Here is a 16198-nt window from a genome sequence, read left to right as displayed (position 1 = left end):
TGACCTTCAACACATGCTTCAAGGAAGAGGTCGTTCCAGATAGTAAAATGAAACTTACTAATGTCGTCATATTTTATCAGTGAAACAGATGGTGAGTGGTTCATAAGGAAGTGAATTGGACCCTTACGGATAATCACCAAAATAGAGTCTCTGTAATGGGGCTCTATTTTTCCACATTAATCACAACCCTCATAACTAAGCGGCAGTTTTCGGACAGCAGCTCACTTCACAACACGCGGACAAAAAATACCAAGGTATTCACAACCCTTGGTATCATGATGAAAATGGTCTTAGATTGTAAAGAAATCACTTTATGCGCTTTAAGACTTTTCCTGGATTCCCTGCCACTACCTTAGCCCCCGTTCTACATTCGTAATAGCAAGGATATCTTACTATGCGATTTCGCATCAGACAAGATTATGCTCAGTCTTTGGAAATCAGAAGCCGAATACCAACAAGAATCAATTCATTTTATATTGTCCTCTGTAAGGTTTTTTCACCTCTGGGTGCATTTTCATTAAAGTATTCATAAATGATGTCATATTAGAGATGTGCACACCGGTTTCCTTCTCAATCTTTCTTTTCAGATCGATACTGCTCATTGGCTTATCCTGCTGCTTTAATATGTGTAACGCTGCTTCACGAGAGGCTTTTGATTCAGCTCTGCCCAGCCTTCTTTTTTTCTGTTGGATCGGTTTTGATGTTATATGATATGTCTTTACATCATTTGCTGTTTGTTCAACGAGCGCGACTTGAGATGGGCGCTTCTTTTCTTTACTAGACCTTTCTAATGCTCTTAAGCTTGAAAAGATCTTCTCCCGTTCTAACTGGAACTCACGAAGTATCGATATTTCATGTTTGTCTATTTCTGCTAATCTCATACACAAAGCTTTTCTTTGTTCAGCCATCTTCTTCCCCCCAATTAAGCAGGCGGACAAAAGCTTTATTCCACCTGCACATCTGAGTGATTGTTCAACTTTTAGTACCCTGACCAGGGAAATCAACATATCTATGAAGATGAGTGGCGCTGTTAATCCTTTATTCGTTTTATAACAGCGCTTATCACGATTTTTTTGTTCGGAACATACTCAGTATATAGCCGCCTAATCCCCCTATAATAGCTGGAATGAACCATCCGAGCCCTATGCTGTACATAGGAAGAATCTGAGTGAAAACGCGATTCACGACTTCAATTTTTACCCCAGCTTCATTCAAACCGTCAAATAGGCTAATGATAAACGTGAACAGTAAACTGCCCTGATACACTTCAGCCTTCCCTTTAAATACGGTATGTAAAAACGTTAAAAAGATTAAGGAAATCGCGATTGGATACATCGTCATTAAGACAGGCATTGACACTTTAATGAGCTGTGTTAACCCTATATTTGCGACAAGCGTACTAAACACCGCTAAAATCACAGCAATTTTTTTATACGAAATGTTCGGAAATAATTCATGAAAAAAGGAAGAGCACGCTGTGATCAGTCCAACACTTGTTGTCAGACATGCTACTGTAATCATTAAGCCCAAAAAGATGGAACCATAGGATCCAAAATAATAGGATGAAACCTTAGCCAAAACCTCGGCTCCATTTTCTAAAAGCCCCAGCTTTTCAACGCTGGAGGCCCCCATATATGAAAGGGCAGTATAGATAAGGGCTAAGAGTGTCGCAGCAATCGCAGTTGCTTTTGCACATATCATCACCAGCTGTTTTTTGGTGGCAGCACCTTGTTCTTTAATTGCATTCACAATGATGATTCCAAAAACAAACGCTACAAGGGCATCCAGAGTCAGATATCCTTCCTGAAAGCCTTTAAAAAACACATGTGATGTATACCCTTTTGATGGTGCTTGAATTGTTCCGATTGGATGGGCAACAGCTATCACTACAAGCAATCCGATAAATGTCAATTTAATTGGCGTTAAAAATTTTCCGACTACATCAATGATTTTTGTAGGGTTGAGTGATAACAGACATGCAACCGTGAAAAATAAAATTGTAAATATGATTAATGGAACAGGGCCTGCATCATCTGATAAAAAAGGTTTCACTCCAATTTCAAACGATACGTTCCCGGATCTCGGGATTGCGAAAAAAGGCCCGATTGCCAGATAGAGAATCGTCGTAAACACAATTCCAAACACCGGATGCACACGGCTGGCTAGCGATTGTAAATTATGTTTACCTGAAAAAACAAATGCTGTCATTGCCAGCAATGGCAAGCCAACTCCTGTCACTAAGAAGCCAGCATTTGCGATCCATACATTTGTTCCAGCCATTTGACCAAGCATAGGCGGGAAAATGAGATTTCCTGCTCCAAAAAACAATGCAAATAGCATTAATCCTATAATGATGACATAGGAAGAAGAAACTTTCTTTGACATGATAAATCCTCCGATTACCGTAAATACTTTTTTTAATTGACCAGCAAACATTGCAGCTGCTATTTGCATTGGCACGGCGTTGATTCTAAAATCATAAACTTGTATCAGTCTTACATATTTTTATCATGATCCTTTCGAATAGACACTGCATCCATGGCTGTTATCTCACTTTGACCATGTAAGATGTCGATTCAATAGAATCCAAGGCGATAGCTGCGTTTGATCTCTGTCGCATGGGCGATGATCCGACCAACTGGTTTAGCCGGCTGAAAAAACTGGATTGTCGCCGAGACAGCATTTTTTTCATGTGCATGAACCATATGAATTAGACTCCCAAGCTTTAATTCTGCAAAACCACCTCGCAAAAAATGAGCGGCTACAAACTCCATTGATCCCGTAAAAATGATGAAACTCATGATGCTCGGATAAATTGCATGAATTCCTATGTCATGCATAAAGATTCCATAAGCAATCCACCTGCCTAAATCGGAATCGTATATCGGAAGGCCGAACGAAATACAGCCCATTTTTGATCTTCACACCTTTGAGCAACATATTTAATGTACCATACAAAATCCATACAAAAAACAAGATCATTGTAAGGATGACAATGATCCTTTGTATAATAAAATAGAGAACCATATATGAGTGTTATGCTTTCTTCAACAGAATCATTAGATAGTAAAGAATAACATTATCTAGGCTAGTTTGGACCGCTAAGTGTTATTAGATATTAAAATGAATGCTGTAACCCAAAAACATACCAAACCGTTTGGTATGTTTGTTTGTAATCCATATGAATGGCTATAAATGATTATTTTCCAAAAGCAGCAAATTCACTGGTGCCTTTTCGCTTAGAATCCGTCTCTATATCAGCTCAGGCAACAATGTTTTCAGCTCAATTAATTATGTGTGACAAAGTCAGCTTGGGCCTCTTCCTTTGCAAAATCAAAATAGCATCCGATTGCCAGCAAGCCATTATCTTTAGCCGCATTTATGTCAGATAGACGGTCTCCGACAACTGCTGCATGTTGAATGATGTATTTTTGCAAAATAGTATTAATGAAATCACTTTTATTCAGGGTATGTATTTGTTGAATACTAAATATTTCAGTTACCCACCTGTCCAATTGATAAAAACTCGCAATTGCTTTTTGATATTCTATTAAGCCATTACTCGCTATAAGAATTGAATAATTGTTGTTTTTAAAATAACTGAACATCTTTTTAACTGCCGGCTTCACCTTCTAAATACTATCACATTGAAAGGCAATAGAAGCGCCTACAGCATGATCAGGGAATAAACGTTAAACAAAAAAGCAGATCATAAAAGATCTGCTTTTTCTATTACATGATTTGTTTCTTTTGTTCATGATCTATTTCTGGCTGTATTTCTTTCGTGAGTTGGTGCCCTTCTATGTCCACATTCGGAATGATCTTGTCTAGCCATTTTGGCAAATACCAGGCTGCATTCCCCATCAGCTTCATGACACTTGGAATCAGTGTCATTCGTACAATAAATGCATCAAAGAGCACACCAAAGGAAAGAGCCAACCCGTTGGCTTTGATAGAAGCTTCACCAGCAAAGATAAATCCTGCAAAAACGAATATCATGATCAGGCCGGCTGCCGTGACAACAGGACCGCTGTGTTTTAATCCAGCTTGAATCGCTTGTACTGGATTCTTTGTTTTCACATATTCTTCACGCATTCTGCTTACAAGGAATACTTGATAATCCATGGCTAATCCAAACAGTATCCCAATAGATAAAATCGGCAGGAACGCGAGTATCGGCCCTTTTTCAGGTATTTTGAAAAAGTCGATGAGATTCCCGTCTTGTAAAACAAATACACAGATTCCAAGAGTGGCTGTCATCGTCAATATGAATCCTGCAACAGCAACAAGAGGCACAAGCAACGAACGGAATACGATTGTCAGCAATACAAACGCAAAACCAACAATGAGTACAGCAAACACCGGTATCGCATCATTAAGGCGATCTGAAATATCAATATTCACTGCAGTCGATCCAGTAACGAGCAAATCTACCCCATTTTTATCTGACAAGCTGCGTACATCCTTTACCAAATCCTTCGTTGCTACATCATTTGGACCTGTTGTAGGAACTACCGTAATGATGGCAAAGTTCTCTTCTTTATTAGGCCTTGCAGGAGTGACACTTGATACATGGTCTAGCTCTTTTATTTCTTTCACTGCATCTGCGAAGGCTTCCGCCTTATTTTCTGTCACACTTGTGGCATCCGCTACGATTGTTAATTGACCGTTAAATCCTTCTCCAAAACCGTCGGCAAGCAAGTCATAAGCCCGGCGATCTGGATTATCCTTCGCTTTCATCCCTGCATCGGGCAAGCCCAGCTCCAAATGCATAGATGGGATACTAATAACGAGCAATATAAGAATGCTGCATACACTTAGCATGATAGGATTTTTTGTGACAAAGCGTCCCCAGACATTTGTTTCAGCGTTTTGTTTTTCTTTTTTCTTGTTTGATTTCGGAACCATCCTTTTTCCCGCTATCGACAAGACGGCAGGCACAAGCGTGATTGAAGCGAGAACAGCCATCAGTACACTAAGCCCTGCTGTCAGCCCCATTGCAGACATAAAAGGAATGTTAACGACAGTCAATCCGCAAAGTGCAACGATAACAGTAAGTCCGGCAAAAACAACTGCACTCCCAGCCGTTCCTGTAGCTCTCGCAATTGATTCATTTTTTTGTGCGCCTTCTCCTAAAAACTGGCGGTGCTTTGTAAAAATAAATAAAGCATAATCTATACCAACAGCAAGGCCAATCATTCCAGCTAATGATAGACTGACGGAAGCAATATCGAATACTTGTGTCCCAATCAACACCAGTCCAATACTTACACCTAAACCAATTAGCGCAGTTAAAATCGGCAAACCTGCTATTAACAAGGAGCCGAATGTAATGGCTAAAACGACAAAGGCCAAGATAATGCCGACAATTTCAGACACTCCGCCTATCTCCATCTCGGCTCCTGGTATATCTCCGCTTAGCTCAGTTTGTAATCCAGCGTCATCAGCCATTTTCAAACTGTCTTTTAAGTGTTTGATAGAGTAATCTTTTATATCATCTGCTGAAGATTTAAACTTGATATCAGCATAGGCAACTGTGCTATCTTTCGCGATTGTTCCTGTAACAAAAGGACTTGCAATCGAGTCAACGGAATCATCTTTATTGATTTCCTTGAGCGTATTTTCGATTGCTTTTTTGGCTGACTCTGCAGTAAGTTTCTCTCCATCTTCAGCTCCGAAAATCACCCGTATGCTCCCTTTATCAGGGCCGTGAGGAAATTCTTTTTGAATGACATCCATCGCTTTTTCCGAAGGTGTGTCAGGTATGGACATATCCTCAGAAAAACTTGGTTTTAACGTAATTGCAAGGCCTATCGAAGCAACTAACACAACGATCCACGCGCATATTACTTTTATGCGATGGTGAGCAACCCATCCTCCTAATTTATATAACATTTTTGACATGATAATCTCCTTTCAACACATTGCTTGATCATATTCTTTCTCATTGTAGTGGACAATGAAATAAAAAAAACGTACATTCGGGCATGTACGTTTGGGCAAATTTCAAATTTGATGTTATTTGTCTAATGTCAGAATACCTCTTTGCATGGCAATCGTCACTGCTTCAGTTCTTGAATTTGCGCCTAATTTATTATAAATGGACGTTAATCTAGACTTTACTGTTCTCTCAGAGACGCCCAAATCAAAGGCGATCGCTTTGCTTTTAAAACCTTTAGCAATTGCTTTTAGAACAATGACTTCCTTTTCTGTCAGCTGCGTATCACTGCTCTGCTTCTTCATCTGCTCCAATCGGATTTCTTGCAGACGTTTTAAGATATCAGGCTGCAATAGCACGTTTCCTCTTATTGCTGCATCCATTGTGTGAAAAAGGGTTTCTGAACTCGTGTCCTTCAATAGATATCCTTTCGCCCCTAATTCAATTCCTTCGATCATTAAGTGATCTTCATTATACGTAGTCAAAATAATGATGGGGATGTCGTGTTGTTCTTTTATTAGTTTAATGGCTTCTAACCCGCTCATCTCCGGCATATACAAATCCATCAGAATAATATCCGGTTTTAATTCATCTGCAAGGCGGACTGCTGCTTTGCCATTTTCCGCCTCTCCTATGATGGTGTAGTGATCATTCGTTTCAATTAAAAGCTTCAGACCTTCCCTCACGACAAGGTGGTCATCAACGATTAAAACCTTATTCATCTTGCATCTCTCCCTGAATTGGTACAGTGATCTCAATTTGTGTTCCTTTAGATTTTGTACTCTTTATATTGAATTGGCCTTTCATTGCTCTGACGCGTTCTTCTATGCCGAGAAGCCCATAATGTCCTCTCTTTTTCTTGCCCTTTTCTACATCAAATCCTTTGCCATTGTCCTTCACAGTTAAATGGAGCCTTCTCTTATCATCATCCCAAATGGATACCCAGACCGTTTCTGCTTCAGCATGCTTTGCTGCATTCGTTATGCATTCTCCAATGATGTAATAAAAGTTTTCAGCTGTACGAACGTCTAACACCTGATGTAATCTGTAGTCTAAAAAACCGCCCATGCCTGTCGACTCTTGAAAATGATCCATTAGTGAAGTAATTCTTTCTTTTAAAAAACCGATTTCTTCTGATTTGCTGCGCAGATCGTCAATCGCTGAACGCGCGTCCGCTAATGTACCTCTCACTCTTTTCATTGATTGTTGAATGATTTCTTTTGCTCTCTCTGTGTTGCCGTTGGCGAGATGAACATGAATCGCATCCAGCTGCATATTTAAACTGACAAGCCCTTGAGCAAGCGTATCATGTAAGTCCCGGGCCATACGCTGTCTCTCGTTTTGCAGTGTCAGCTGTTCTACCTGCTGATGAGCCAGCTCCAGCCTTTCAAGAGTCAGCTGCGCTTTTATCTTTTCATCGACTTGGGCAAAAAATGTAGCGGCATATGTGATAATCACGATCATAATAGGTACGGCTATGACAAGAAAATGCAAATATTCACCTTTGTGAATATGGTATAGTACATTAATTGACAGCAGAAGCAATAAATAAAGGATGAGGAACGTCTTTCTTCTGTCTGCCATGCCTATAATCTGTCCGATCAAAAATGCATAAAGGCCAATGATGATCAGCACTAAGAAGCCTGACATGACATTAGCAAGTGTAAAAGTGATCAAACCTTGTAATGCGAAGTACAGAATCACCCTTTTCTTAACCCAGCGATATGAATGCCAATGCATCAAAGCAAAGATGGCGGTCAATACCGTAAACACATGAAGCAATAAAATGGACCAGCTCCCATTAAGAAATTGCAGCACGATAGAGGCAACATAGATCATGAGAATAAAAGCCAGGCCCGGCACTCTGAGTGCAAGCATATTTAATGCCCGCCTATCATGCGGGTAGTATTTTTCTTTGATAGGATTCCTTATCTGCAAACCTTATCCACTTCCTTTACCAGTTTAACTGAACAGAGACTAATGAAAATCGAACCCATTTCATTGAACGTGCAACATACATTTATCCAATCATTTTATAGGAAGAGAAGGAACACAACAATACCAAGGTGCAGTGAACCATTAGATGCTCCTAACATACGAGCATTGCCCAAACGTACATAAACATTCTGCCTTTATGTACGTTTTATCTTTCCAAATTTACATTTAAAATAATGAGGAACTCACTATTCATTGAAGGAATGATCATCATTGAAATCGATTGATCTCACCATTTTATCATTAAAAAGAAAAGGAATCCGAACTGAGAAAGTGTTAAAAAATCAGTGCCTTGATCGATTAAGCAATGTGAACGAAAAAACAGACAAGCATAGAAACAAAAATGCTCAATCAAAGAGAACGTGTAAAGAAAAAGAGGAATGAATATGTATTGGTTTTTAGGTGCTTTTTTATATTTTCTCATCGGTACTTGTATATTCATTGGAGTCATTAGAGACAGTCACTCAGGTTCATGGATACTCCTTGCATTAGCAGCTCCACTCATCATTGTTGGCTATCCTTACTTTTATTCAAAGCAGCTTCTTGCCAAAAGATAGTGAAATAGACGCCATACGAACTGTACATTGGTAAAATGATCAATGTCGGGATACAATTTATGTATCTTAAGGAAAGGAGTCTTGCCTTATGAGTCAAAGAGTATCCTACTATGATGTTGCACCTGAAGGTATGAAGATGATGATGGATATGGAGAAATACACGAAACAATCTTCAATTAACCGAACGACGAGAGAGCTAATTAAAATCAGAGTTTCTCAAATAAACGGCTGTGCTTTCTGCTTAGATATGCATACTTCTGATGCCCGCAAAATGGGCGAAACTGAACAGCGAATTTACTGTTTACATGCTTGGAATGAATGTGATTTTTATTCACCTGAAGAGAAAGCAGCGCTCGAACTATCTGAACACATCACGCTCATTCCATCTAAAAGGGTTCCTGATGTGCTATATCATCGAGTGCGGGAACATTATGATGAAAAACAATATGTTGACCTAGTTCTCATCATCAATCAAATAAACAGTTGGAATCGCATCTCTATTGCAATGGGGAATCAAGCAACTTCGAGATAATGAGAAGGAGTAGGATTTTAACGAGTCTTACTCTTTCTTTCTCATTTTCTTAATAAAAAGTTCCCTAAATATTCACTTTGAAGTATTTCTCCAATGCGATTTTCCCGCTTTGTGTAATCCTAATCGCCCTCGTTTTCGGCATACGAACGATCCATTCTTCTTCTAACATTCGCACCAATAAGGCGTTTCCTAACGCCCCTGCAATATGATGCTGCCGCTCACTCCAATCCAAACAGCAGCGGGCAAATGCTCTCCTCTTACTTCGCTGCTGCTCTTCGTTGATGCCCAAATTCGAAAAGAACAAAGACCCCTCTGAAGTTACCTCAAAGCTTACATCGACCTTTTTTATGATTCCCTGCTCAACTAGTGAATTTGTCATTTGCACACCCACATAACCTGCCAGATGATCATAACAGGTGCGTGCGAAATGCAAGTTACTTTTCTCTTTTGAATCTTTTAAAGATGTGACTTTGGCTTTAGGCGCAATACGAAGAAATTGTTCAATCACGTGTGCAGTATCAGAGTTAGACAATCTGTAATACCGATGCCTTCCATGCTTCTCTACGCTAATCAGCTTTTCTTCAAGTAATTTTTTCAGGTGAAAACTTGCGGTTTGAGGTTTAATGTTAGCGAGATGTGCAAGCTCTCCCGCAGGGTGTATCCTTCCATCCATTAGGGTGAGAAGAATGGAAGAACGTGAGGGATCAGATAGCAACGATGAGATTTTTGCGATATTAGGATTCATGATTTTCCTCCTTACATTCATATTTCGATGATAGTTGAAATGTTAAACCTTTACAATATGAATGTAATGATGACAAGGAGGAATAAACGTTGAACATTGAAAAACAAGATACTCTTCATTTTAAAGAAATCAAACCAAACATCATGTATTATGGTACCTCTACATTTCTTCTTACCACATTGAATGAGGATGGAACCACTAATATCAGTCCTATGTCTTCTTCTTGGGCTCTTGGAAATTATATTGTCCTTGGAGTCGGTCTAGGAGGAAAAGCCATTGAAAATTTGGAAAGACACAAAGAATGTGTCATAAACTTGCCTGGCCCGGAATTATGGGAAAACGTTGAAAGAATTTCGTCTTATAGCGGAAAAAAGAATATACCGCCTTTGAAGAAACAGCTCGGGTTTACATATAAAAAAGAAAAATACGAATCAGCAGGCTTAACACCTTTACAATCAAAGACAGTTGCACCAACACGCATTAAAGAATGCCCCATCCAAATTGAAGCCGAAGTCAAACATATTCGATTCCCAGAATATGAACCATCATTTGCGATTGTGGAGACACAGGCACTACATTTTCACGCCGAGGAGAGTATCATATTGAACGAAAACCATATAAATCCTTCAAAATGGAGTCCGCTAATCTATAATTTTAGACATTATTTTGGTTTAGGCAGAGAAATAGGAAAGACCTTTCGTTCAGAAACATGACCCTTTTAAGACCGAGTCATGACTCGGTCTATTCAGTAACCATTGTTATTATCAGATCAAGCGGTCATTAGCCTTGGTCTCTTTTTTTAGCAAGATCTATTGGGATAAATAGTTACCTGCTTGCCAATTCTTTGATAATCAAGCCCAATTCATAAATCCCCTTTTGAAGGTCTTCAAGCGATGCATAAGCATATGATAAGCGAACATAATTCCCTTTTTCCTGAGCATAGATACTGCCGAGATTGAGAAGAATCCCTTTTGATAAAGCTTTTATATAAAGGGATTTCATTGATATTGAAGGCAATATTTTTATCCAGACAAAGAAACCTCCCTTTGGCATGTTCCATGTCGCAACATCCTTCAAATGGGTTTCTAATGCACTCAAGGCCAATTCTCTTCTCACCTTTAATTGCTGTCTAACCTTTTCTAAATGCTGCTGGTATTGGCCGGATGTAAACCACTCTGCCGCTACTCTCTGGGATAACGAACTGGATCCGTAATCTGTTTGCATTTTAATGTCAGATAAACGTTCAATCACCGGTTCCGGTCCGACTATCCATCCAATCCTCAAGCCCGGGCTTAATGTTTTCGATAAACTGCCTATGTATAACACATGCCCATTTTTATCTATTGTTTTAATAGGACATGGCGGAATTTCATCTATCCATAACTCACGATAAATGTCATCTTCAATAATGGGAAGCTGTGTGTTCTCACTAGCTGCAAGGATTTCTTCCCTCCGCTTTTGCGACATTAAAATACCGGTCGGATTATGAAAACAAGGATTTGTATATAATATAACCCTTCCCCGTTCCCCTCTTGTCATATGAAGATTTCCCGGCAAAAGTCCCTCATTATCCATAGGAAGCCCAGTCAGTTTCATACCAGCAGATTGAAATACGTGTAATGAATAAAGATAAGATGGCTGATCAAGATAAACAGTTGATCCTCTTTGCAAAAGCCCCATCGATATCAGCTGCAGGGCTTGCAATGCTCCCGAAACAATTAGAATGGAAGAAGATGAGGCATTGATTCCAAAGGTTCTTAAGTAGTTGCTTAATGCCTCTCTCAACGGAAGATATCCTTTTGGTTCCTCATATCCGAATGCTTCCATGTTTTGAGATACCTTGCCCATCATCTCTTTCATAGCAGTTAAAGGAAAAATCTCAGTTGAAAGCTCGCCTTTACTGAGCTGTATAAGATCCGTATTTGATTCTGATTGGTTTATCTCTTGCACGATTTTTTGGCTAGGCTGCTGAATGCCAGAGGTTACATATTGATCCCAATTAGGGGCAGAATTTTTAGCCAATAGTGTCCATGTATTGTTAATAACAACTGTGCCTTTCCCCATTCTGCCTTCTATTAACCCATCTGCCATTAATTCCTCTAAGGCTGTAATCACTGTGCTTCGATTTACCTGAAAGTCTTTTGCAAGCGTGCGCTGGCTTGGAATCTGGCTTCCAATCGGCCACTCTCCATTTCCTATTTTCTCCTTAATAAAATGAACGATTTGTCTGTACTTAGGAAGCTTTTTCATCTTGATTTCTTCTGTAAAGCTCATGAAAGCAGTCTCCTCACAACTAAATTGGTTGGGTCAAAATTCGTTTAACTGGTTGAAGTCATATCACCAAATCTTTATTAGTATAGAAACACATTAATTAACTGGTTGGTTTTTGTAAAGAGGAGTGAGGAATATGCGAAAGAAAACAGTTCAAATGATCATATCTAACAGTCTGATGATCGGTTTGTGGGCATCAGCTTTTCCGGGAATTCGCGCAGGCCTGGAAGGTTACACACCAGAACACCTTGCTTTATTTCGTTTGTTAATCGGCTCTATGGCATTATTGCTTTTTGCTGTTTTGACTAAGATGCGCTTGCCTGACATAAAAGACATACCTGCCATTTTTCTTTTAGGTTTTTTAGGTTTTGCACTCTATCACATTTTGCTGAATATCGGTGAAAAAACAGTTAGTGCTGGAGTTGCAAGCTTACTCGTCACCACAGCACCGATCTTTTCCGCCATGTTATCCCGCCTATTTTTTAGAGGGAATTTTGGATTTGCCAAATGGATTGGCTCTATGATCAGTTTATTAGGTGTATCATTGATTGCATTTGGGGCAGGAGACTATACATATTCAATGAAAGGTATTTTGTTCATCCTGCTGGCAGCTTTTTCGGAGAGTATTTATTTCGTTTTTCAACCCCACTATATAAAAAAGTATGGTTTTATTCGATTCGTTACATTTTCAATTTGGGGCGGAACAATACCTATGCTTGTGTTTCTGCCAGGCTTAGGCGAAGAGATGATAAACGCTTCCATGAACTCAACATTGTCTATTGTTTATTTAGGTTTGCTGCCAACAGTTGTGCCTTACTTTGCCCTTGCATATGTCACTTCACTTGTCGGCACTTCAGAAGCAACCCTTTCACTTTATGCAACACCAGCTTTAGCCTTGCTTATGTCTTGGTTGTGGATAGGTGAAATACCCGCATTTATTTCTCTGCTAGGCGGAGTGGTTACAGTCGGCGGGGTGTGTTTCACCTATTTAAAATCAAATAACATGGAATTGGTATGGAAACGCTCTTAGACACAAATAAAAAAGACACCGACATCATTTGGTATCTTCTTTGAGCATGAAATCATTAATGAAATGATTCAATGAAAATCATTAAAAAACGAGAAAGGAATGTTGTCAGCATTAAAAAAATATGTAACGAACGTAACACTGGACAATGTGATCGATATTCAACGTTCTTATAAAGAAGCCGTTCAACATGTGAAACAGATCGAAATAAAAGGTGAGGATAAAAAAACAGATCACATATAGCATCATGTTGTCACTAATAAAACGAGAAAGGACTTTTCGAAAAAACTTCGCCAGCAATTAAATCTAGAGTCTTAAAATAAAAGTTTTCATAACCGCTTACTCAGAATTGAGAAGAGTTCTTATCTCTTCTCTCTTTTTTTTAGATCAATGTTTTTACGATTTCCCAGAATAAAAAATAGAGTATTCAATTATTTTCTTAAAACCTAATTTAGCTGCTAGTGTAATGGACGAATTGTTGCAAACATCACAATCCCAGCTAGGAATAATCCCGTTCTTCAGACAATATTCTATAAATTCGCTCGCTACGCAATAAGCTAAACCCATACCTCTATATTCTTCAAGTGTATAGATATCCATTTCCGCACGATGATGTCCTAAAAATATAGAAGTACACTCACTCACAACATGATTGCCATGTAATATGGCAAACCCAAAACCTTTTGATGAAAAATATGAGACAGAATCCCAATACTCCTCGTAATATGCTTTGTTAAACTCCGTGCTGTTTAAGATGATGTCTTCGTCTATCCTTTTTAATACAAACCCCTTTGGAAGTTGTAATTCCGTTATAGACGACTTTTGCTGAAAAGAAAATGCGACTCTTTTCATTTGATTCAATTCGTCTTTCAGAATTGTTTTCATGACTCTATCCCATATATCGTTAGAAGAAAACAGGGTAAATCTTTTTGTGGATTTCGCTTGTTCTTCATAATATCCTGCAATGAAATCATTAAAAGCTCGATTCCCTTGGTCTCCTGCAATAAAATAAATTCCTGATTCAGTCCCTATAAAAAACGATCTAGGGAATGTTTGGTCATCTACATAAACAACTCCCGGAATGGTTTGTTCTAATATTGAATAGACAAATGTTGGGCAAAATGTTTCATCAATCAATGTTTTTAAGCCGTTATATTTTTCTTTTGTTAACTCCTGCAAATTGACAACTCCTTTCAAACAGCATCTCCTTCATGATTCTGTTAACAACATCAATTTCCCTCTGCCACAAGCTAAATAACTTCGCTTTCGGACAGCTCACGGATTCACAGACAAGTTAAACCAAAAAAACAGGTGTCTGCACTTAGCCCGCAGACACCTGTTGAACAACACATTTATATAAACAAAGGAAAAGCTGAGTATATCTATTTTTTACTCACCAGTTTCAGCAAACTGTTTTAAGCGGTCTCCAATTTCATCACGCACTCTTTGGAAAAATGCCCATTTTTCTTCTTCTGTTCCTTGTGCTTTTGCCGGATCATCAAATCCCCAGTGCTCGCGTTTTACATGCGGCGGCGTCATTGGGCATTTGTCAGCTGCATCACCACAGAGAGTAATAACTAAATCAGCATTGTTTAAAATGTTCGGATCAATGATATCTGAAGTTTGATTGGAAATATCAATCCCCGCTTCTTTCATTGCTTTGACAGCATTAGGGTTTAATCCATGAGCCTCGATTCCTGCGCTGTACACGTTCCACTTGTCACCAAGGTATTCTTTCCCCCACCCTTCAGCCATTTGACTGCGGCAAGAGTTTCCAGTGCATAAAAAGTAGATTGTTTTCTTTGACATATTTATCTTCTCCTTTTAGAAACATGAATGGATGATCATCAGCCAAAGATACAGGCCGACAAGTGTAATAAATAAAGTTGGGATTGTCAGAATGATTCCTGTTTTAAAATACGTGCCCCAGGAAATCTTCACACCTTTTTGTGAAAGGACATGGAGCCATAATAGTGTCGCCAAGGAACCAATCGGCGTGATTTTAGGTCCTAAATCTGAACCGATGACATTTGCATATATGAGCGCTTCTCTCATCATCCCATGTGTATCTGTGCCGGCAATAGCCAGTGCATCAATCATGACAGTCGGCATGTTATTCATAATGGAAGAAAGAATCGCCGCGATAAAGCCCATTCCAATTGTACCTGCGAACACCCCTTGGTCAGAGACGGCTTGAATCACATCTGAAAGGACATCTGTCAATCCAGCATTACGGACACCGTACACAACAACGTACATGCCAATTGAAAAGAAAACGATAGCCCACGGCGCACCTTTCAGTACTTTCTTTGTCTGAACGGCTGGGCTCTTTTGTGCAGCAATTAAGAAAAAGATGGCAATGATACCCGCTACAACTGATACAGGAATAGAGAAAAATTCACTGGCAAAATATCCAACTAACAGCAGCCCCAAGATGTACCATGATAGCTTGAACATGTTTTGATCTTTTATTGCTTCAACAGGTTTTTTAACCTCCGTCAGATCATAACGTTTTGGTATGCTTTTTCTAAAGAAAAGGTAAAGTACAATGATACTCGCCAATAACGAGAACAAGTTCGGGACAATCATTCTGGATGCATATTCAATAAACGTAATATGAAAATAATCTGCTGAGACGATGTTGACCAAATTGCTTACGACTAATGGAAGCGAAGTCGTATCTGCAATAAACCCACTGGCAATGATAAAAGGAAAAACTAATTTTTCATTGAAATGTAATGCTCTGACCATCGCTAATACAATCGGTGTCAATATAAGAGCTGCACCGTCATTTGCAAATAATGCAGCGACGATAGCTCCTAATATAGATACATAAACGAACATCCGCACACCGTTTCCTTTTGCAGCCTTAGCCATATGAAGCGCTGCCCATTCAAAGAAACCGATGTTATCAAGGATTAACGAGATAATAATAATTGCCACAAATGCCAATGTCGCATTCCAAACAATCCCTGTCACAGTTAAGACATCATGAAAATTGACAACTCCGGCTATTAGAGCTAAAACAGCTCCTCCACAGGCTGACCACCCTATAGACAAGTTTCTCGGCTGCCATATGACCAAGACCAAAGTTACTAAAAATATCAATACCGCCAAAATGACTGAAGTCAAT

At 39.2% G+C, this 16198-nt stretch carries 17 protein-coding genes and 1 pseudogene; 6 read left to right on the top strand and 12 right to left on the bottom strand.

The window, feature by feature from the left end:
• Positions 1–461: 461 nt before the first annotated feature.
• The 7 genes and pseudogenes from Q5C82_RS18580 to Q5C82_RS18550 all read right to left on the bottom strand — a co-directional run bounded on the left by Q5C82_RS18580 (position 462) and on the right by Q5C82_RS18550 (position 7876).
• Positions 462–908 (bottom strand): hypothetical protein, encoded by a 447-nt coding sequence (locus Q5C82_RS18580; protein ID WP_013307921.1) that lies wholly within the window; start codon positions 906–908, stop codon positions 462–464.
• Positions 909–1062: 154 nt separating this feature from the next.
• Complete coding sequence (gene brnQ / locus Q5C82_RS18575) at positions 1063–2385, bottom strand: branched-chain amino acid transport system II carrier protein (protein WP_003225310.1); 1323 nt, start codon at positions 2383–2385, stop codon at positions 1063–1065.
• A 350-nt stretch (positions 2386–2735) separates the two neighbouring features.
• A pseudogene (locus Q5C82_RS18570) lies at positions 2736–2965 on the bottom strand (branched-chain amino acid transporter AzlC); the annotation flags it as partial.
• A 322-nt stretch (positions 2966–3287) separates the two neighbouring features.
• On the bottom strand, positions 3288–3608 hold the full coding sequence (locus Q5C82_RS18565) for a 5'-nucleosidase (protein ID WP_003225306.1): 321 nt from the start codon (positions 3606–3608) through the stop codon (positions 3288–3290).
• A gap of 124 nt (positions 3609–3732) precedes the next feature.
• A complete protein-coding gene (locus Q5C82_RS18560; RefSeq protein ID WP_003225304.1) occupies positions 3733–5904 on the bottom strand; it encodes an MMPL family transporter in 2172 nt (723 codons plus the stop codon).
• 114 nt (positions 5905–6018) lie between these two features.
• Complete coding sequence (locus tag Q5C82_RS18555; protein WP_003225302.1) at positions 6019–6660, bottom strand: response regulator transcription factor; 642 nt, start codon at positions 6658–6660, stop codon at positions 6019–6021.
• Complete coding sequence (locus tag Q5C82_RS18550; protein ID WP_003225300.1) at positions 6653–7876, bottom strand: sensor histidine kinase; 1224 nt, start codon at positions 7874–7876, stop codon at positions 6653–6655. The genes Q5C82_RS18555 and Q5C82_RS18550 overlap by 8 nt, the downstream gene beginning before the upstream one ends.
• A gap of 270 nt (positions 7877–8146) precedes the next feature.
• On the opposite strand from Q5C82_RS18550, the gene Q5C82_RS18545 reads away from it, so the two are divergent.
• The 3 genes from Q5C82_RS18545 (at position 8147) to Q5C82_RS18535 (ending at position 9022) form a co-directional block, all read left to right on the top strand.
• Positions 8147–8317 carry a hypothetical protein gene (locus Q5C82_RS18545; RefSeq protein ID WP_003225298.1) on the top strand — a complete coding sequence of 57 codons (171 nt, stop codon included), beginning with the start codon at positions 8147–8149 and terminating at the stop codon, positions 8315–8317.
• Positions 8314–8490, top strand: a complete 177-nt coding sequence (locus tag Q5C82_RS18540; RefSeq protein ID WP_072565799.1) for a hypothetical protein — start codon at positions 8314–8316, stop codon at positions 8488–8490. The genes Q5C82_RS18545 and Q5C82_RS18540 overlap by 4 nt, the downstream gene beginning before the upstream one ends.
• Before the next feature lie 88 nt (positions 8491–8578).
• Positions 8579–9022 (top strand): carboxymuconolactone decarboxylase family protein, encoded by a 444-nt coding sequence (locus tag Q5C82_RS18535; RefSeq protein WP_003225293.1) that lies wholly within the window; start codon positions 8579–8581, stop codon positions 9020–9022.
• Between the two features lie 64 nt (positions 9023–9086).
• On the opposite strand, the gene Q5C82_RS18530 is transcribed toward Q5C82_RS18535, so the two are convergent.
• On the bottom strand, positions 9087–9767 hold the full coding sequence (locus Q5C82_RS18530; protein ID WP_003225291.1) for a helix-turn-helix transcriptional regulator: 681 nt from the start codon (positions 9765–9767) through the stop codon (positions 9087–9089).
• A gap of 89 nt (positions 9768–9856) precedes the next feature.
• Here Q5C82_RS18530 and Q5C82_RS18525 point away from each other — a divergent pair, with 89 nt between their 5' ends.
• Positions 9857–10480 carry a flavin reductase family protein gene (locus Q5C82_RS18525; RefSeq protein WP_003225288.1) on the top strand — a complete coding sequence of 208 codons (624 nt, stop codon included), beginning with the start codon at positions 9857–9859 and terminating at the stop codon, positions 10478–10480.
• Between the two features lie 112 nt (positions 10481–10592).
• On the opposite strand, the gene Q5C82_RS18520 is transcribed toward Q5C82_RS18525, so the two are convergent.
• Positions 10593–12041, bottom strand: coding sequence for a PLP-dependent aminotransferase family protein (locus tag Q5C82_RS18520; RefSeq protein WP_003225287.1), 1449 nt, complete (start codon positions 12039–12041; stop codon positions 10593–10595).
• Between the two features lie 133 nt (positions 12042–12174).
• On the opposite strand from Q5C82_RS18520, the gene Q5C82_RS18515 reads away from it, so the two are divergent.
• Together Q5C82_RS18515 and Q5C82_RS18510 are read left to right on the top strand one after the other, a co-directional pair.
• Positions 12175–13068 (top strand): DMT family transporter, encoded by an 894-nt coding sequence (locus tag Q5C82_RS18515; protein WP_003225285.1) that lies wholly within the window; start codon positions 12175–12177, stop codon positions 13066–13068.
• A gap of 99 nt (positions 13069–13167) precedes the next feature.
• Positions 13168–13308: a hypothetical protein gene (locus Q5C82_RS18510; protein ID WP_153810505.1), complete on the top strand. Its 141-nt coding sequence runs from the start codon at positions 13168–13170 to the stop codon at positions 13306–13308.
• A 153-nt stretch (positions 13309–13461) separates the two neighbouring features.
• On the opposite strand, the gene Q5C82_RS18505 is transcribed toward Q5C82_RS18510, so the two are convergent.
• The 3 genes from Q5C82_RS18505 to Q5C82_RS18495 all read right to left on the bottom strand — a co-directional run bounded on the left by Q5C82_RS18505 (position 13462) and on the right by Q5C82_RS18495 (position 16197).
• Entirely contained in the window at positions 13462–14262 is an 801-nt protein-coding gene (locus Q5C82_RS18505; protein WP_003225281.1) for a GNAT family N-acetyltransferase, read from the bottom strand.
• A 192-nt stretch (positions 14263–14454) separates the two neighbouring features.
• Positions 14455–14874: an arsenate reductase (thioredoxin) gene (gene arsC / locus Q5C82_RS18500; RefSeq protein ID WP_003225278.1), complete on the bottom strand. Its 420-nt coding sequence runs from the start codon at positions 14872–14874 to the stop codon at positions 14455–14457.
• A 15-nt stretch (positions 14875–14889) separates the two neighbouring features.
• Positions 14890–16197 (bottom strand): arsenical efflux pump membrane protein ArsB, encoded by a 1308-nt coding sequence (locus Q5C82_RS18495; RefSeq protein ID WP_003225276.1) that lies wholly within the window; start codon positions 16195–16197, stop codon positions 14890–14892.
• Position 16198: the final 1 nt, after the last annotated feature.

Source organism: uncultured Bacillus sp. (genome assembly GCF_958411575.1).
Lineage (GTDB): Bacteria > Bacillota > Bacilli > Bacillales > Bacillaceae > Bacillus > Bacillus spizizenii.
The sequence above is the reverse complement of the archived record's forward strand: the minus strand, read 5'-3'. Positions and strand labels throughout refer to the sequence as shown.